Consider the following 16372-nt stretch of genomic DNA (forward strand, 5'->3'; position numbering starts at 1 on the left):
TCTCACATGTGAGGTACTAACGCTCTTAAACCTAATTCATAGCTCGCTGATCCAAAACCGCAAATTTGTCCTATAACCACTGGTGCAGTCACGGAAGTATGACGAAATTCTTCGCGTTTGTGGATGTTCGAGAGATGAACTTCCACCGTTGGCAACTGCACCGTTGCCAGCGCATCGCGGATCGCATAACTGTAATGTGTAAAAGCGCCGGGATTGATGAGAATGCCGTCCTTGGTGCCGAATGCCTCATGAATTTTATCGATGATGGCACCTTCATGATTGGACTGGAAGCTCTCGAGTTCGATCGACAACTCTTTGGCAAGTTCATTCAAACCATGGAGAATGGCACCCAGCGATGCCGTTCCATAGATCCCAGGCTCTCTGACGCCGAGCATATTTAAGTTCGGACCGTTAATGACCAGGACCTTCTTCAATTGGGAACCCCCTAAGATTTTTGCTTCAGCAAAACTTTCTTCGTAAGCGTTACTGTGTTTCCAGAGGATAACTATCTTCGCAAGCATTTGCTTGAGTTTTTAACTTAGCTATTTTACCATAACTTTCATGTCTTGTGTATAGGTTCTCTCGCTCTTTCATCCGTGTATTCAACTGCAATGGAATAACCAATGAACATACCCCAAACAAGGAATAGACAGAAATCGCTTATAACAGAGTTTAAATCCAAGTCATCAATCCAATATGTCATGCCGGCTAACGGACCAATCAGTAAATAAAGAGCACACCACCAAATTGCGCCGTAAGCGATTCCCCACCATGGCCCCTGCAATCTCCAAAGTGTTACCATATATAAGTATGCCGCAACAATTGAAAATAGCGTGAAGAATCCCCAACCAATGAGCGTTCCCTGCCAAGTAAGCAGAAAATCATGTTTAAAAAACGGTTCGACGAGAAACCCGATGACAATTTTCGTGAATTTCAGATATTGTTCGACAATTTTCAAAGCTCCCAAGATCAATCCGGCAAAAAAGCCGATATAGAGAGCAAAAAGCCATCGATTAGTTTTGATCATAACATTCTCACTCATGATACTCCCTCTTCCTTTCTCTGCACGAGCTGTTCGCAACTTCCTTAACAGGAATAGTATGTTCTACCTCCATCGGTAGCATTCAAACCGCGAATCCGTTACAATGAGGAAGTAGATAAAGAGCATAGATAAAGAAGGTGGATGAATTGGCAGAACAAAACAGTATATACGGAGGACAAGCCGTCATCGAAGGCGTCATGTTCGCAGGAAAAAATGTGCATGTTACCGCAGTGCGCAAAAAAGACGGTTCCTTAGAATATTTAGAAGTGCCCAAGAAAGAAATACCATGGGTCCAAACACTTAAAAAAATCCCGTTTATACGCGGAATTGTCGGAATTATCGAATCCAGCGCAAAAGGCGCGCAGCATTTGAACTTTTCTGCCGAAACTTTCGCCGAACAAGAAGGCGATGAGCAGGAAGCGCCGAAAAAAGAAGAGAAACCCGGTTTTTTCTCTAATATCTCGATGTTCCTTGGCGTTGCTGTCGTTGGTGTCCTCTCCTTCCTATTCGGTAAATTTGTATTTACGCTGGTTCCCGCTATCATTGAACAGTTTTTGTTTCAAAATGTATTTAGCAATCCAATTCTTCATAATCTTATAGAAGGCGTTATTAAAATCATTTTGCTTGTCGGCTACATTTACTTTATTTCCCTTACGCCGATGATCAAAAGACTATTCCAATATCATGGAGCCGAGCACAAAGTCATCAGCGCCTACGAGGCTGGCGTCGAGCTTACGGTCAGCAACGTGCAGAAGTTTAATACGCTGCATTATCGCTGCGGCAGCAGTTTTATCGTGTTTACCGTTATCGTCGGAGTTGTGATTTATTCCTTCTTTCAATATGACGGATATGTTGAACGCATTGTTCAGCGTTTGTTGCTTTTACCGGTTGTAATTGGCGTCTCATATGAAGTGCTGCGCTTCACCAATTCATTGCGTGATACGCCTGTGCTTCGTGTATTGGGTTACCCCGGCCTGTGGCTTCAGCTGCTGACAACCAAAGAACCCGAGGACAGCCAAGTAGAAGTATCCATCGCCTCATTTAACCGTATGCGCGAAGCGGAACAAAGAATTATGGAGGGACGGGCATGAGAAGAAGATTTTCCAAGGCCGAGATCATTATTGCGGTGCTGATTGCGATTGGTTTGCTTGTAAGTTTGCGGACTTTATTCATCCCCATACTCGTGCTAGGGATTATCTTCCTGATGTATAAGTTCCCGCCTTCACGTTGGAAATGGAAAGTACCGACTGGCCGTACAATGGCTAAGGGCAAAAGAAAGAGCGGGAAATTCCGTGTTATTAACGGTAACAAAGAACCAGATTCGGACGATTTCCCGAAATATCATTAATACTCAGGCATCTAACTTCTCCGACCGAGCACATATTTCTCGTAATCTTGTTCGTACGTTTCCATCGTCCACTTGGTGAAATATTGATCGGCAGCTTTTAAACCGGAATTAAATAAGTCCATACTTGTTTCTTTGGATAGATCAAATTGTGTATTTTGGACGCCAAGGGTTGGAATTTTTACCGTTCGAAAACGGTTTTGCTGTTCAATGTAACGTTCATCATGGGCATCAAGCATCGTGCTGAATAACGCTTCAAACATTGTTATGGGGCCTCTGATCTTGCGGTTTTGATAATCGCTTTTACCAACCAGTTGAAAGCCGACGACCGGAATTCGCTGCGTATTAGTTTCACGATCGAACACCCATAAAGGATAGTTGCTTAATAAACCGCCATCTACAATATAATAGAATTGTTGCTTGAAAGGCTCTGCTGCTGCAGAGCTTTTTATATTGCGGCGGATCATAACCGGATCAAAAAAATAGGGAATGCTCGTGCTCATACGCACCGCCTTAGCCACAGGAAGCTTGCGCGGGTCAATGCCGTATTGCGCGATGTCGTCCGGCAGTACCAGCAGCTTACCTTGCGTAATATCCGAAGCAATAATGCGAAGTTGATTCGGTTTTAAATCGCCAAACGTACGAATGCCTTTAGCAAGTAAGTGTAGAGATACCCACTGCTCGAGTGCCTCGCCGGAGTACAACCCTTTTTTAATCAGCAGCCGCGCGGCAGGCCCAATAATTTTCGCATTAAATATCGGGGATCTTTGCAGAAAGGATTTGAAAGGCGTTCTAAGGATCAGCTCCCTCATCTCATCACCTGTGTAACCTGCTGCCAGGAAGGCTGCTACCATCGATCCGGAGCTTGTACCCGCAACCTCATGAAACTCATATCCCCGTTGCAGCGCAGCGCTCACGCCTCCGGCGAGTGCAATCCCTTTAACGCCACCGCCTTCAAAAACGCCGTTGATCTTCATTCCACACTCCTCCTCAGAAGCCCGGCTGCAAGTACATCAGGCTCCATTGTTCTATATGCGGAAGGAGTTTGTTTATATAACCTTTAAATTCAACGAAAAAAGACAGAGCGCTGTAAGACAGCCTCTGCCTTTATAGTTAGAAAAGTCCTTAGCTTTCCGCTTCCATTTCTTTGCGTACTTGCAAAAGCTCGTCCATTCGATTCGGTTCGCGACGAAAATATTCCAACAACGTTTCGATACAAGTAATGGAATCCCAGCTTAGATGGTGCTCGATTCCTTCTACATCCTTATATACATTATCCTCATGGACACCAATGAGCGTAAGGAATTCCTCTAATAATTGATGGCGGTCCACTAATCGTTTGCCCATCTTCTTCCCTTTGGAGGTGAGCATAAGTCCACGATATTTTTCATAGACCAGATAATTGTCTTTATCCAGCTTTTGGATCATTTTCGTTACGGATGAGGGATGCACCTCAAGCCCTTCAGCAATGTCGGAGACACGAGCGTAGCCTTTCTCGTCAATGAGCTTATATATTCTCTCCAGATAGTCTTCCATGCTTGGTGTAGCCATCGCGTTGTTTCCCCCTGCTTCCTTTATTTCCGGTTCATAGCTTTACCTATCATAATGCATGAATACTGATACGGTCAAATATCCTGCGGGGGTTAGAACTTTAACCAATCAGGGGTTATAGAGTTTAGCCAGAGCGTAATTTGCGTCATTTTTCCAGTATAGAGCAGGATCGCAATAAACACCATCAGACCCCCGCCTATTTTCATAATCGTATTGGAATAACGCAAAATCCACCGTGTCGATCCGATAAAAAACGATAAGATGAAAAATGGAATCGCAAAACCAAGCGAATACGCGGTCGTAAGCTGAAACCATGTGCCAGGCTCCGTTGTGGCCAAAGCCAATATCGCCGATAAAATCGGTCCGATGCACGGCGACCAGCCTGCGGCAAAGCCCATTCCGATCACAACCGAACCAGCATAACCTGCCGGTCTGAACTTAATCTGCAGTTTTCGCTCCTTCATCAGCCATTGCGGTTGAAAAATGCCCAGCAGAAACAATCCCATAATAAAAATTAAAATGGCAGCGATTTGACGAAGCAAATCGCGATATTCTACGAAAAAATTGCCTAAAAAACCGGCGGTTAAACCAAGCGCGTAAAAGATAATCGAGAAACCAACGATAAAGCTTAAAGTGTGCAGCATCGTTCTTCGGCGTACATCTGAGGATGATTGCCCGGATTTTAATTCGCTAACCGAAATTCCCGTTATGTAAGAAAGGTAAGAAGGATACAGAGGCAAGCAGCAAGGTGAAATGAAAGAAGCGATTCCAGCCCATAACGCAATCCATAAATTTACCGAGTCCATGTCAGATTCTCAATCCTCTTTTCATGATAATTCCGATTAATAATGCGATTAATGTGAGCACAACCGTTCCGCCTGGTGCCAAGTCCCATACTCCCGCTAAAATGAGACCGATAATGACTGCAATTTCGGAGAAAAGCACGGCTAGAAACACCGAATGCTTAAAGCTGCGGGCGATTAATAGGCTGCATGCCACCGGTATGGTCAATAGCGAGGAAACCAAGAGCGCACCTACAATTTTGATCGCGACCGAGATGACAAGAGCGGTCAGCATCGTAATCATCATGTTATAAAATCGGAGCGGAAGTCCGCTTACGCTTGCCGCATCCTCATCGAAAAACATAAGGAAAAATTCCTTAAAATGAAACGCGATGACACCTACGACAAGAACACATACACCGAATACAACCCACAAGTCGGTTGAATCGAGCGTATAAATACTACCGAACAGATAGCTCATGACATTCATGTTAAACCCTTTGCCAAGCGTAAAAAGCAAAGTCGCCAGCGCAACACCGCCTGACATGATGATGGCGATGGAAAGCTCAGCGTAAGTCTTATACGCTTTGCGCAGCCGTTCAATGGCAAAGGAAGCTAATAAGGCGAAAACAAGCCCCACCCCAAGCGGATACACGTTAATGAGAAAACCGAGTGCAACGCCTGCAATCGATACATGCGCAAGCGTATCCCCAATCATCGACAATCGCCTTAGGACAAGAAAAACGCCCATCAGAGGCGCCATAAGCCCGATCAGAATACCTCCGATCAAAGCCCGCTGAAAAAAATATTCCGAAAAAATATCCAAGATGTCCTCCTATTGAACACCGATCATCTCACGAATTTGGCCGATGGAGTGAGTCAGGTTGGTCTCTCGGCAATCCTCGGGATCGTGGGTATGCTTTACATAAAATTTAATGCCGCCGCTAGACTGCTGCGGTTCCGAACCCAGATACGATTGCATCATGTCCATATCATGAGATACCATGATGAAGGTCATATGATGATGCTGATGCATGTGCCGGATCATCCGAAAGAAGCCTGCTTGCGTCTCCGCGTCGATACCGACCGTCGGCTCGTCCAAGATAAGCAGCTCAGGGTTGTTGACGATCGCGCGCGCGAGGAAAGCGCGCTGCTGCTGTCCGCCTGACAGCTGACCGATGCGCCGGTCAGCCAGGTCCTCGATGCGCATTGCCAGCATCGCGTCTTCTGCCTTCTTAACGTCGGCCTTGGATAGGCGACGGTATACCTGCTTCTTGCTATACATCCCAGACTGAACGATTTCCCGCACTGTAGCCGGGAACAATGGGTTGAACGCATTTTTTTGAGGAACGTAACCAATACGCTCCCAGTCTCTGAATTGGCTGAGCGGACGATCGAATAGCCGTATCTCGCCTTCAGTTGGCTTGAGAAGACCGACGAGCATTTTGAGCAGTGTCGTTTTGCCTGCGCCATTGGAGCCGATCACACCGACGAAATCCCGTTCAAGAACGTCAAAACGAAGCTTCTCTAGCACCTTTTTATGCTCATACGAAAAAGAAATGTTATCTATAGAGACAATACTGCGATGGCACGATTGCATACTGCTGTTTTCCATCTACGAAACTCCTAACTGGTTGAGTTGCCTAAGCAATACTCACTACTGCTATTGTAAAGCTTTCACAAGATTATTCAAATTTTCGTCCATGATTGAAATATAATCTTCGCCTGCCCCAATTTGCTCTTCCGTCAAACCTTCCAGCGGGTTCAATACCATCGTATCTACCTTAGCATCTTTCGCTAGTGTTTTAGCAAGTTTATCTGAAACCAGTTCTTCAAAGAAAATATATTTCACTTGATGCTCTTTAATGAATTCATTCATATTTTTCAAATCCTGTGCCGTCGGCTCCGAATCAGGCGATAAGCCCATAATGGCCATTTGCGTTAAACCATAGTCACGGCAAAGATAGGCAAAAGCCTGATGGGAAACAGCAATTTCCTTTTTGGACGTCTTGGAAAGTTCAGTTTTATAACGTGAATCCAAGTCAGCTAATTTGGCAGCGTAACTTTTAAAGTTTTGTTCATATGCAACTTTATGGGCAGGGTCCGCTTGAATGAGCGCATCTTTAATATTATTAGCCATTTTCACGGCATTTAACGGGCTCAGCCATACATGCGGGTCAAACTCATCCTTATTGTCGGAGGTTTTAATTAATTCAGCGCCCTTGCTTGCTTCAACAACTTTCAAAGCGGCATCTGCCGATACACTTCCAAGAAAGTCTTGCACCCAGCCTTCAAACCCCGCACCTTGGTAAACGAATACTTGTGCACTGGTCATATTTTTCATATCTTTGCTCTTCGGTGACCAATCGTGCGGCTCAACACCTGCCGGAACGAGATTTATCGCATTTACATACTCACCGCCAATATTGCGCGTAAAATCATAGAGCGGATAAAAGCTGGTGACGACATTTATTTTACCTTGTACAAGCTCAGCTTTCGAGCTGGATGCACCTCCGCATCCGGATAAAACCAATAAGAAAAGAGCCAATATGGATATATACACGAAACCTTTTTTTCGCACGATAATAATCCCCCTGCTACAATCTAAATCGTAATTTTTTTTATTAACGAAATTGATTATACGAGCAAGCCTTCCATGATGTCAATACAATCGATCTTCAACTCTGTAGAATTTTCAACAATATGAAAAAACCACCTGTGATTGTTCACAGAATGGCTATAGTTTGATCGTCATTTGTCGCTTTCTTCTTTCAGTTTCTTATACCGCTCTTCAGATTGCTTGATCATCTTTTTATCCTGCTCGATCTGATATTTGATGATCTCTTGGTATATGTCATATTGCTTCTGTAGCTCCTGGTCAATTACACTTTCTTTTCCCTTACCGCTTTGTGCTTTCTGTTGTTTCGGGTCCTCTTTCTTTTTGGCGGCATCGCATCCACCAAGTAAATTACAAGCTGTAAGCAATACTAAAAGCCCGGCGACATTCATTAATTTCGCGAAAAATATAACGTTCATGTGCCACACTCCGTTGTTTCTTTTTTCATTAGGATGCCCAGATTAAGAAAAAAGCCCCGCAAAAAAAAACCAATTCCATAAAACCGGAATTGGGATGTGTGTCGACCTTATTTCACGATAGCACCGTTCGGCATGCTGTCAGGAACCGTCGCCAGTGTCAATTGATCGCCGTGTGAAGCGGCGAGGATCATGCCCTGAGACAGCTCGCCGCGCAGTTTGGCGGGCTTTAAATTCGTGACGCATATCACTTTGCGTCCAGCAAGTTCCTCAGGCGAGTAGAACTTCGCGATGCCCGAGACGACTTGACGCTGCTCGTACCCGAGATCGAGCTGCAGCTTCAAGAGCTTATCCGCGCCCTTTACAGGCTCGGCCGAGAGCACTTGCGCCACGCGCAGCTCCACCTTGGCGAAATCGTCGATGCCGATTTCGTCCTTGGGCTCCGGCGCGGGAACTGAATTGGCGGCGATCGCAGGCACCGCCGCTTCCGCTTCAGTGGCGGTAGTCGCTGCGCCGCCGCTCATTGCCTGGGCGATATAGGCGATTTCAGCCTCCACGTCCAGACGAGGGAACATAGGCTCTCCCTTCTGCACGATGGTGCCGGTAGGGAGCAGCCCGAAGCTTTGCACGCTTTCCCAAGCGGTCAATCGTGGCAGTTCTTCGGCAGAGAGGCCGAGCTGCTGCCAGATCAATTGCGGCGTCTTCGTCAAGAACGGGCGAAGCAGCACGGACGAAATGCGCTGAGATTCCGCCAGCACATACATCACCGAGCCTAGCGTTACGCGCTTGGCTTCATCCTTCACCATCGACCACGGCTGGGTTTCGTCGATGTATTTATTAGTGCGGCTGATCAGTTGCCACACGGCAGAGAGCGCGATGGAGAACTCCATTTTCTCCATCGCTTCTTCGTACTTCGCTACTGTAGATCGGACAGTCTCAAGGAGACTTTCGTCAAATTCCGTAGCGCCCGGCACATAAGCGGGAATCTTGCCCACAAAATACTTATCGATCATCACGATCGTACGGTTCAGCAGATTCCCGAGGTCATTGGCGAGGTCATGATTGACCCGCTCGACAAAACTCTCCGGCGTGAACGTACCGTCAGCGCCGAATGGCACTTCGCGCATCAAGTAGTAGCGCAGCGCATCTAAACCATAACGGTCGATCAGTGTAACCGGATCGACCACGTTGCCTTTGGACTTCGACATTTTGCCGTCCTTCATGAGCAGCCAGCCGTGCGCAAACACTTTTTTCGGCAGCGGCAAATCCAGCGCCATCAACATAATTGGCCAGTAGATGGTATGGAAACGAACAATTTCCTTACTCATCAGGTGCACATCAGCCGGCCAATACTGTTTGAATTTACTATCGTCATCAGAACCGTAGCCAAGTGCAGTAATATAGTTGGAGAGCGCATCAATCCATACGTAGATGACATGCTTCGGATCTCCGGGCACCTTAATGCCCCAGTCGAACGTTGTACGAGACACTGCCAGATCTTCAAGCCCCGGCTTAATAAAGTTGTTCAGCATCTCATTTTTGCGCGATTCAGGCTGTATGAAATCCGGATTTTCTTCATAATACTGGACGAGTCGATCCGCATAATTGCTCATCCGGAAGAAATACGTTTGCTCCTTCATTTTTTCGACTGGGCGCCCACAGTCCGGACATTTTCCGTCGACAAGCTTGCTTTCAGGGAAGAAAGACTCGTCCGGGATGCAATACCAGCCTTCATATTCGCCTAAATAAATATCCCCTTGATCCAGCAATCTCTGAAAAATCTTGCCGACAGCATGTTTATGTCGGTCCTCCGTCGTCCGAATAAAATCATCGTAAGAAATGTCCAGCTTTGCCCACAACTCTTTAATTCCCGCGACGATATCATCTACGAATTGCTGGGGAGTCGTGCCTTTCTCTTGCGCTTTGCGCTCAATCTTCTGTCCGTGCTCATCGGTCCCGGTTAAGTATCTGACATCAAAGCCGCGCAGCCTTTTATAACGGGCCATGACATCACCGGCTACTGTGGAATAAGCGTGCCCAATATGCAGCTTATCGCTCGGGTAATAAATCGGCGTTGTAATGTAGAATGTTTTCGATTGATTTGTCATCGTTCGTTCCTCCTAATGTTCACTTGGGGCCCCCGCAAAGTAATAGGAATATGCTTCAGAACTTGGCGTCACTTTGTGGGGTATTCAAATAATTAACAACACAAAAAGCCCTCATCCATCTTGGGACGAGAGCTGAACTCACGCGGTACCACCCAGGTTCCCCCGCCTTTCACAAGATCGGGGCTCAGTAAGTCTGTTGCGACTTGCCCATTAACGCTGGGACACGAAGCCGGCTTACTCCCAAATTATGCTTTACAATCGCAATCTGGGCAGCTCGAAGGCTTATTCTCCGGGACCATCTTCCAAACCTGCTCCTATACCGGCTTTCACCTGACCCGGCTCTCTGTTAATAGGCATCCGCTTGTACTTATCCGTTCATCGAATCCATATTTAACGCTTTAAGGAAAATATATCGAAAAAGGAAGCTATATGTCAAGCAGGCTGGTCGGAACGAGGCGAATTGGTCGCCGGTGGAACATGATCGATGCCTCCCGGATGAAAAGGGTGGCATTTGCATATCCGTTTTAGAGATAGCCAAGAGCCTTTAAGCGCCCCATGAACTTCAAGCGCTTCAAGGGCGTATTGCGAGCAAGTGGGATAAAACCGACAGGTTGGCGGCTTCAAAGGTGAAATGAATTTGCGATAGAAATGGATCGGTACCTGCAAAGTCTTCTTCAACCACTCTCACCCTCCCCCAAAAAAACCGGCTGAATCGTTATACATTTATCATGCCTGAAAAAAGGGGGCGCGTCAATTCATGCTTAATTGTCTAAGCGTTAAGTTGATAGCATCGCTGCCGATAAGATAAAAAAAAAGAGTTCCTGTTATATCTGCAATTAAAGCAAAAATCAAATAAATTAGATTGGGATCTAAAAGCCTGCCTGATAGATTATTAGTTTTTTAGAGTGCTGTTCGGATTTTCGTTTTCTGTTATATCTACAAATTCGTTAAGTAGGGATTGTTAGTAAATGAAATGGGATTTATGACGCTCGCTACATTAGCTGATTGGCATCCTATGAACAGGAATTGTATTTATCTCAGTATTGTTGTTATTTATGAAATTGGAACGGTCTATACAATTGTGAAAAATAACTTTTGTACGCATATTTCAGAATTGCCGCCGCTCCGTATTTCATAATTCAGAAAAAGTAAAAGTGGTTGGTGATGATGCCTGGTGAAGAAAAAAACTTCGAAGTAGAATTGCTATCAACTGCGGATTTGAATGGTTTCAACGATGATTCCAGCTGTTTCTTCGATGGCTTTGTTCGTTACGTTGATAACCGTACAGCCCAGTTGTTTCATGATGCTATTCGCATATTGGAGTTCTTCTTGGATACGCCCGGAGGTGGCGTACTTGGAACCGAGCGGCAATCCGACGGCTTTGAGTCTTTCTTGGCGAATTTGCAGGATATGGTCGGCGTCCATAGTGAGACCGATGATGCGGTTGTTTGGGATTTTGAACAGCTCGGAAGGAAGCTTAACTTCCGGGATAAGAGGCAAGTTTGCAGCCTTGATTCCTTTGTGTGCCAGGAAGATGCTTAGTGGCGTTTTGGATGTTCGAGACACGCCGATGAGAACGACTTCCGCTTGGAGCATGCCGCGGGTATCTTTTCCATCATCGTATTTCACTGCGAATTCGATGGCATCGACTCGACGAAAGTAGTCGGCATCCATTTCGTGGAGTAAACCGGGTTTACGTTTGGGGGAATCGCCATATGTATCCATGAACGCTTGCAGCATGGGTCCCATGATATCCACTGCCCTGACTCCCAAACGATGAGCCTCTGCTTTCATGGTATCCCGGAGCTCCGGCTGGACCAGGGTGTAAGCGACAAAACCGCCTGCTGCAGCGGCTTCTTGGAGCATGAGTATGATCTCTTTTTCTTGACTGATATGGCCATAGCGTTTGATTTTGACCTGTTCGGTATTGAATTGACGAATGGTAGCTCTTGCTACCGCGTCGGCGGTTTCTCCTATTGAATCTGAACAAATATATAAATGCTGTTGTTCGTTCACAGTGATTCCTCCCTTTACTCTACCTTCAGAATCTCTATCTCTCTATGAACTAACTATAGTAAAATATTTCCTAAAAAGCAAAAAAACCTCTGTCTTCAATAGATACAAGACAAAGGTTTTTCGTACATATGACTGGCATTTGTTAATAAATTCTATTTGATTTCTAAAACGAGGACTCCTTTAGCCGAGAGAGACTCGCTGCTCGATATGCTTTGACCGGTTAATAAATCTATCGCTCGCAGGTTCCCAAGTTCCAAGTTAACCGAGCTATCGTTATGATTCAAAATAAACAAGAATGATCTGTCATCTTTGATTCTTTGGGAAATTTCTACGCCTGGGATTGGAGCAATCGGCGCTACGATACCTTTGTCTCTGCACAGGTTGGATATAAATCCTTGCAAGAACGATGGCTCCGGACTGGAAGCCACATACCAGGCTTGCCCTGACCCGTATTGATTGACAGTAAGCACCGGCATTCCTTGGTAGAAATCACTGCCGTACACAGCTTTTACTTGTGCGCCTTCTGTATGAATCAAATCGCACAGCAGTCCGCATGAATAGTCTCCGCTCAACTCTCCCCACGGTTCGCTCATCACGATTTGATTGCTTTGATCAGGGAACAACGCATCGATTTCTTCCGCCCAAATGCCCAATACGTTCCTTAGCTCTCCGGGATAACCACCCAACGTTACGATATCGTTCTCATTGACAATACCACTGAAGAAGGTTGTTAAGAAGGTTCCGCCGGAACGAACAAAATCTTCCACGCGCTTGGCATAACCCTTTTTCACCATGTATAAGACCGGCGCAATAACGATATCATATCCCGAAAGATCCGTGTCGGTGCCGATCAGATCGGCCTGGATATTTTGTTGAAATAACGCATCATAGTATTTGTGGACTTCATCCACATACTTCAATGCAACGGTTGGACCGCTGGACAACTCAACAGCCCATCGATTTTCCCAGTCGTAGACGATAGCAACGCGTGCTTGTACTCTAGAATCGAGTAAGCTGTCTGACAATAGCTGCAGCTCGGCCCCAAGCTCTGCACATTCGCGGAATACGCGAGTGTTTTCATGTCCTACATGCTCAATCACTGCACCGTGATACTTTTCGCAAGCACCAACGGACCTACGGAGCTGGAAAAACATGACGGTATCCGCGCCACGCGCAACCGCCTGATAGCTCCAAAGCTTCATGACGCCTGGGCGTTTGAGCGAATTATATGGCTGCCAGTTTTGTTGGCTCGGCGTTTGCTCCATCAGCATGAATGGTTGACCTTGCTTCAAGCCGCGCATCAAATCGTGGGTCATCGCCGTCAAACTGACTGGCGTATTGAGCGAAGGATAGTTATCCCAAGATACGACGTCCATATATTTGGCCCATTGGAAATAGTCCAAAGGCTTGTAGGTTCCCATTAAATTGGTTGTGATCGGCAAGTGCGGCGTATGCTTTTTGATCGCCTCGTATTCGAGCTTATAGCAATCAAGCAAGCTATCAGACATAAACCGGCGATAATCAAGCGAGATGCCCTGGAAGTTCGTATTATCCGTACCCCACTCTTCGGATAAAGCGTTAGGTGGAACGATTTCATCCCATTCATAGAAGGTGTGTCCCCAGAATCGAGTATTCCACGCCTTGTTCAGCGTGTCCAGCGTTGCATACCGTTCCTTGAGCCAACCGCGGAAAGCATCGGCGCAATGGTCGCAATAGCAGTAACCGCCGTACTCATTGGATATGTGCCAAATCAATAGAGCGGGATGGTCCTTGTAGCGTTCAGCAAGCTTTTCAGCAATGAGTGCAGAATACTTGCGATATGTTGGACTATTCGGACAAGAATTATGACGTCCTCCGAATTTTCGTTTGCGTCCTTCAAAGTCTACGCGTAGTACATCCGGGTATTTTTTGGCCATCCACGCCGGGTGTGCGCCTGTACTTGTCGCCAAGCATACATAGGTCCCACTCTCGTGGAGTCTGTCCATGATTTCATCTAGCCATTGAAAGTCATAATTATCCTCATCGGGTTGTGATAGCGCCCACGAAAAAACGTTCAATGTAGCTACATCAATACCCGCTAGCTTAAACATTCGTAAATCTTCTTCCATTACGGGTTTGTCCCATTGCTCCGGATTATAATCCCCGCCGTACCAGATCTTTGGCAGTTTTTCGTTAATCATGAAGAACACTCCTTGGATTGTGGTTTATACTCGATATAAGAATATATCCATTGTATTGGATTCTATTTTCGCTTGAAATATAATATTCTTACAGATGATATAAGAAAATGGAACTGAGGAATTTGGAAATGCACAAAAGATTCGAATTAACTCCTTCTGCCGGGCAACCGTTTCCATTATTTATCGAAAATATCGGTCATCACGAGGACCAGGAGAAGCTTGTTAGGGATGAGGGGTATCCATGTTATCATTGGCTGCAATCCTTTTCGGGTGAGGGTGAATTCTGGCTGGAGGGTAAAAGCTTCCGCATGAACAGAGGCATGGGTGTACTGATGCTTCCAAGAACGCCACATGCGTATTGGGCTGTCACAGAAAGATGGTGTACACAGTACGTTACGTTTGGCGGCAAGCTGGCTGATGCTATCCTGAGCACGCTCGATTTGCATGAATCTGCCCTATTCCGGTGGGAGGAATATTCTCCGCTGCAAACCGCGCTCGAGCGAATGATTGTTCATGCCGAGGCGGGGGCAGAGTATACGGGTTATGATGCTTCATCGGATTTGTATCATTTTCTGACCACGCTCAAAAAGCACGGTCAAGTGAATAACCGCGCTTCGATTACAAATCAGATTATGCTGCTTCAGCCTTTGCTGGATTGGCTTGAGCGTGAATATGGGAATCCGGATATAGGGTTAGAAAATATGGCTCTTATATTAGGCGTGACTTCAAGGCATATGAATACTTTATTTCAGCATGCCTTCGGACTTTCGCCCTATTCGTACTTGATTCTCCTCCGGCTCCGCAAATCCAAGGAAATGCTGTTGAACCATCAGCACATGACCGTGAAGGATGTCGCGGAGCAGGTGGGGTTTCGCGATGCAAGCCACTTCGTGGCCAGCTTTCGCAAGCATGTCGGACTGACGCCGGAACGGTTCCGTCAGTTGAACTAGCTCCGCGCGGCTTCGGCAGCGCGGAGGTGCTTGCTGACGTCTTCGCGTATAAGCGAAGACGCGACCAATGCGTTGCGATGCGCAGCGGAGGGCCACTTGGCGTCCAAGTGGTACTCCTTCAGCGCATCGGTATCTTTGAGCAGATGGCCCGTCAGGATGCAGACGGCCGTTTCGTCCTTGTCCGCGATGCCGGCGCGGACGAGCTTGCGAAGTCCGGCGAGCGCAGCCGCCGACGCGGGCTCACAGCCGATGCCGCTGCGGTCGATGACCGCTTTGGCATCGAGGATCTCGGCGTCGCTAACGCTTGTCGTGACGCCGCCGGTCTCTTCCAGCACCCGCCGCGCTTTGCGCCAGCTTGGCGGGTTGCCGATGTTCAGCGCAGAGGCGCGGGTGTAGGGCTCGCGCTGCGGCGCGAGTTCCTCCATGGCCTCTGCCATCATCTGGTGGAAGGGACTCGCCCCTTCCGCCTGAACAACCGCGACGCGCGGCAGCCGCTCGATAAAGCCGAGCTCCTTGAGGTCGCGGAGCCCTTTGCCGAGCGCCGTCGCGTTGCTAAGGGCTCCACCCGGAAGTACGATCCAATCCGGGAGCTGCCAGTTTAAGGATTGAGCAATCTCGTATACGATGCTCTTCTGCCCTTCGATCCGCAACGGGTTAACGGAGTTGCAGACATACAACCCCAGCTCATCCGCATGCTTTTCCAAAAAGAGAATGCCGTCGTCGTAGGTGCCGTCAAAGCTGATCACCGTGGCCCCATAGGCGAGCGTTTGCAGCACTTTATTGATGGAGATATCTTTATTCGGCACGAAAACGCAGGATGATTCCCCGCCAAACGCAGCGTACATCGCTAGCGAAGAGGAAGTATTACCTGTAGATGTACATGTAAATTGCTTATAGCCGAGTGATCGGCCATGTGAGACCGCGACCGTCATTCCGTTATCTTTGAATGAGCCGCTCGGATTTTCACTTTGCGCCTTGAACCAAAGTCCTCTAACTCCTGCAAAACGGTTAAGGGACCAGGAAGCTGGATAGAGACCGGTATTGCCCTCGTATTTTGTGCAAATCATCTCCTCAGGCTGCTCGGGAGCGATTAGTTCCTTATACCTCCAAACGCCCGATGCGTAAGGGCTCATCCGCTCCGAAAGACGTTCCGTGAACAAGCGTTTGAGGCGCTCAGCGTCTACTCCCCGAAAATCATGAATGACTTCCAATAACCCGCCGCAAGCGCATTGATACGCAAATTTTCCAATCGGAAGCTGCGTTCCGCAATCGATGCATACAAAATTCATATGACCATCCTCCTAATAAAAAACTGTCATTCCTGAGATAACTGCAAAAAGTTTTGAAAGATTTCTGTGCGCGATA

At 47.0% G+C, this 16372-nt stretch carries 17 protein-coding genes; 3 read left to right on the plus strand and 14 right to left on the minus strand.

Annotated features, from left to right (window positions below; genetic code table 11):
- Nucleotides 1-2 precede the first annotated feature (2 nt).
- Both aroQ and ICC18_RS11460 read right to left on the minus strand, forming a co-directional pair.
- Nucleotides 3-434, minus strand: a complete 432-nt coding sequence (aroQ, locus tag ICC18_RS11455; protein ID WP_188174515.1) for a type II 3-dehydroquinate dehydratase — start codon at nucleotides 432-434, stop codon at nucleotides 3-5.
- A 125-nt stretch (nucleotides 435-559) separates the two neighbouring features.
- On the minus strand, nucleotides 560-1042 hold the full coding sequence (locus tag ICC18_RS11460; protein ID WP_188174516.1) for a YqhR family membrane protein: 483 nt from the start codon (nucleotides 1040-1042) through the stop codon (nucleotides 560-562).
- A 197-nt stretch (nucleotides 1043-1239) separates the two neighbouring features.
- Between ICC18_RS11460 and ICC18_RS11465 the strand changes: the two genes are divergently transcribed.
- Nucleotides 1240-2133 (plus strand): DUF1385 domain-containing protein, encoded by an 894-nt coding sequence (locus ICC18_RS11465; RefSeq protein WP_188174766.1) that lies wholly within the window; start codon nucleotides 1240-1242, stop codon nucleotides 2131-2133.
- Nucleotides 2130-2390, plus strand: a complete 261-nt coding sequence (locus ICC18_RS11470) for a hypothetical protein (protein WP_188174517.1) — start codon at nucleotides 2130-2132, stop codon at nucleotides 2388-2390. The genes ICC18_RS11465 and ICC18_RS11470 overlap by 4 nt, the downstream gene beginning before the upstream one ends.
- An 11-nt stretch (nucleotides 2391-2401) precedes the next feature.
- Here the strand turns inward: ICC18_RS11470 and ICC18_RS11475 are convergent, their stop codons facing one another.
- The 11 genes from ICC18_RS11475 to ICC18_RS11525 form a co-directional block, all read right to left on the minus strand.
- A complete protein-coding gene (locus tag ICC18_RS11475) occupies nucleotides 2402-3364 on the minus strand; it encodes a patatin-like phospholipase family protein (protein WP_188174518.1) in 963 nt (320 codons plus the stop codon).
- A gap of 148 nt (nucleotides 3365-3512) precedes the next feature.
- On the minus strand, nucleotides 3513-3938 hold the full coding sequence (mntR, locus tag ICC18_RS11480; RefSeq protein ID WP_188174519.1) for a transcriptional regulator MntR: 426 nt from the start codon (nucleotides 3936-3938) through the stop codon (nucleotides 3513-3515).
- A 92-nt stretch (nucleotides 3939-4030) separates the two neighbouring features.
- Nucleotides 4031-4744: a cytochrome c biogenesis CcdA family protein gene (locus ICC18_RS11485; RefSeq protein ID WP_188174520.1), complete on the minus strand. Its 714-nt coding sequence runs from the start codon at nucleotides 4742-4744 to the stop codon at nucleotides 4031-4033.
- Nucleotide 4745: 1 nt separating this feature from the next.
- Nucleotides 4746-5546 (minus strand): metal ABC transporter permease, encoded by an 801-nt coding sequence (locus tag ICC18_RS11490; RefSeq protein ID WP_188174521.1) that lies wholly within the window; start codon nucleotides 5544-5546, stop codon nucleotides 4746-4748.
- A gap of 9 nt (nucleotides 5547-5555) precedes the next feature.
- Nucleotides 5556-6335, minus strand: coding sequence for a metal ABC transporter ATP-binding protein (locus tag ICC18_RS11495; protein WP_188174522.1), 780 nt, complete (start codon nucleotides 6333-6335; stop codon nucleotides 5556-5558).
- 48 nt (nucleotides 6336-6383) lie between these two features.
- Nucleotides 6384-7301 carry a metal ABC transporter substrate-binding protein gene (locus ICC18_RS11500; protein ID WP_188174523.1) on the minus strand — a complete coding sequence of 306 codons (918 nt, stop codon included), beginning with the start codon at nucleotides 7299-7301 and terminating at the stop codon, nucleotides 6384-6386.
- Between the two features lie 170 nt (nucleotides 7302-7471).
- Nucleotides 7472-7756, minus strand: a complete 285-nt coding sequence (locus ICC18_RS11505) for a hypothetical protein (protein ID WP_188174524.1) — start codon at nucleotides 7754-7756, stop codon at nucleotides 7472-7474.
- 107 nt (nucleotides 7757-7863) lie between these two features.
- Complete coding sequence (gene metG, locus ICC18_RS11510; RefSeq protein ID WP_188174525.1) at nucleotides 7864-9861, minus strand: methionine--tRNA ligase; 1998 nt, start codon at nucleotides 9859-9861, stop codon at nucleotides 7864-7866.
- A 432-nt stretch (nucleotides 9862-10293) separates the two neighbouring features.
- Entirely contained in the window at nucleotides 10294-10539 is a 246-nt protein-coding gene (gene yidD, locus ICC18_RS11515; RefSeq protein WP_188174526.1) for a membrane protein insertion efficiency factor YidD, read from the minus strand.
- 528 nt (nucleotides 10540-11067) lie between these two features.
- Nucleotides 11068-11877, minus strand: a complete 810-nt coding sequence (locus ICC18_RS11520) for a pyruvate, water dikinase regulatory protein (protein ID WP_376745620.1) — start codon at nucleotides 11875-11877, stop codon at nucleotides 11068-11070.
- A gap of 152 nt (nucleotides 11878-12029) precedes the next feature.
- Nucleotides 12030-14057, minus strand: coding sequence for a beta-galactosidase (locus ICC18_RS11525; RefSeq protein WP_188174527.1), 2028 nt, complete (start codon nucleotides 14055-14057; stop codon nucleotides 12030-12032).
- A gap of 128 nt (nucleotides 14058-14185) precedes the next feature.
- Here ICC18_RS11525 and ICC18_RS11530 point away from each other — a divergent pair, with 128 nt between their 5' ends.
- On the plus strand, nucleotides 14186-15007 hold the full coding sequence (locus tag ICC18_RS11530; protein ID WP_188174528.1) for an AraC family transcriptional regulator: 822 nt from the start codon (nucleotides 14186-14188) through the stop codon (nucleotides 15005-15007).
- Here ICC18_RS11530 and thrC read toward each other — a convergent pair.
- Nucleotides 15004-16296: a threonine synthase gene (gene thrC, locus ICC18_RS11535; RefSeq protein WP_188174529.1), complete on the minus strand. Its 1293-nt coding sequence runs from the start codon at nucleotides 16294-16296 to the stop codon at nucleotides 15004-15006. The two genes, ICC18_RS11530 and thrC, sit on opposite strands and share 4 nt — an antisense overlap.
- Nucleotides 16297-16372 lie beyond the last annotated feature (76 nt).

The organism is Paenibacillus sedimenti (assembly GCF_014534655.1).
In the GTDB taxonomy this organism is placed as follows: Bacteria; Bacillota; Bacilli; order Paenibacillales; family NBRC-103111; genus Paenibacillus_E; species Paenibacillus_E sedimenti.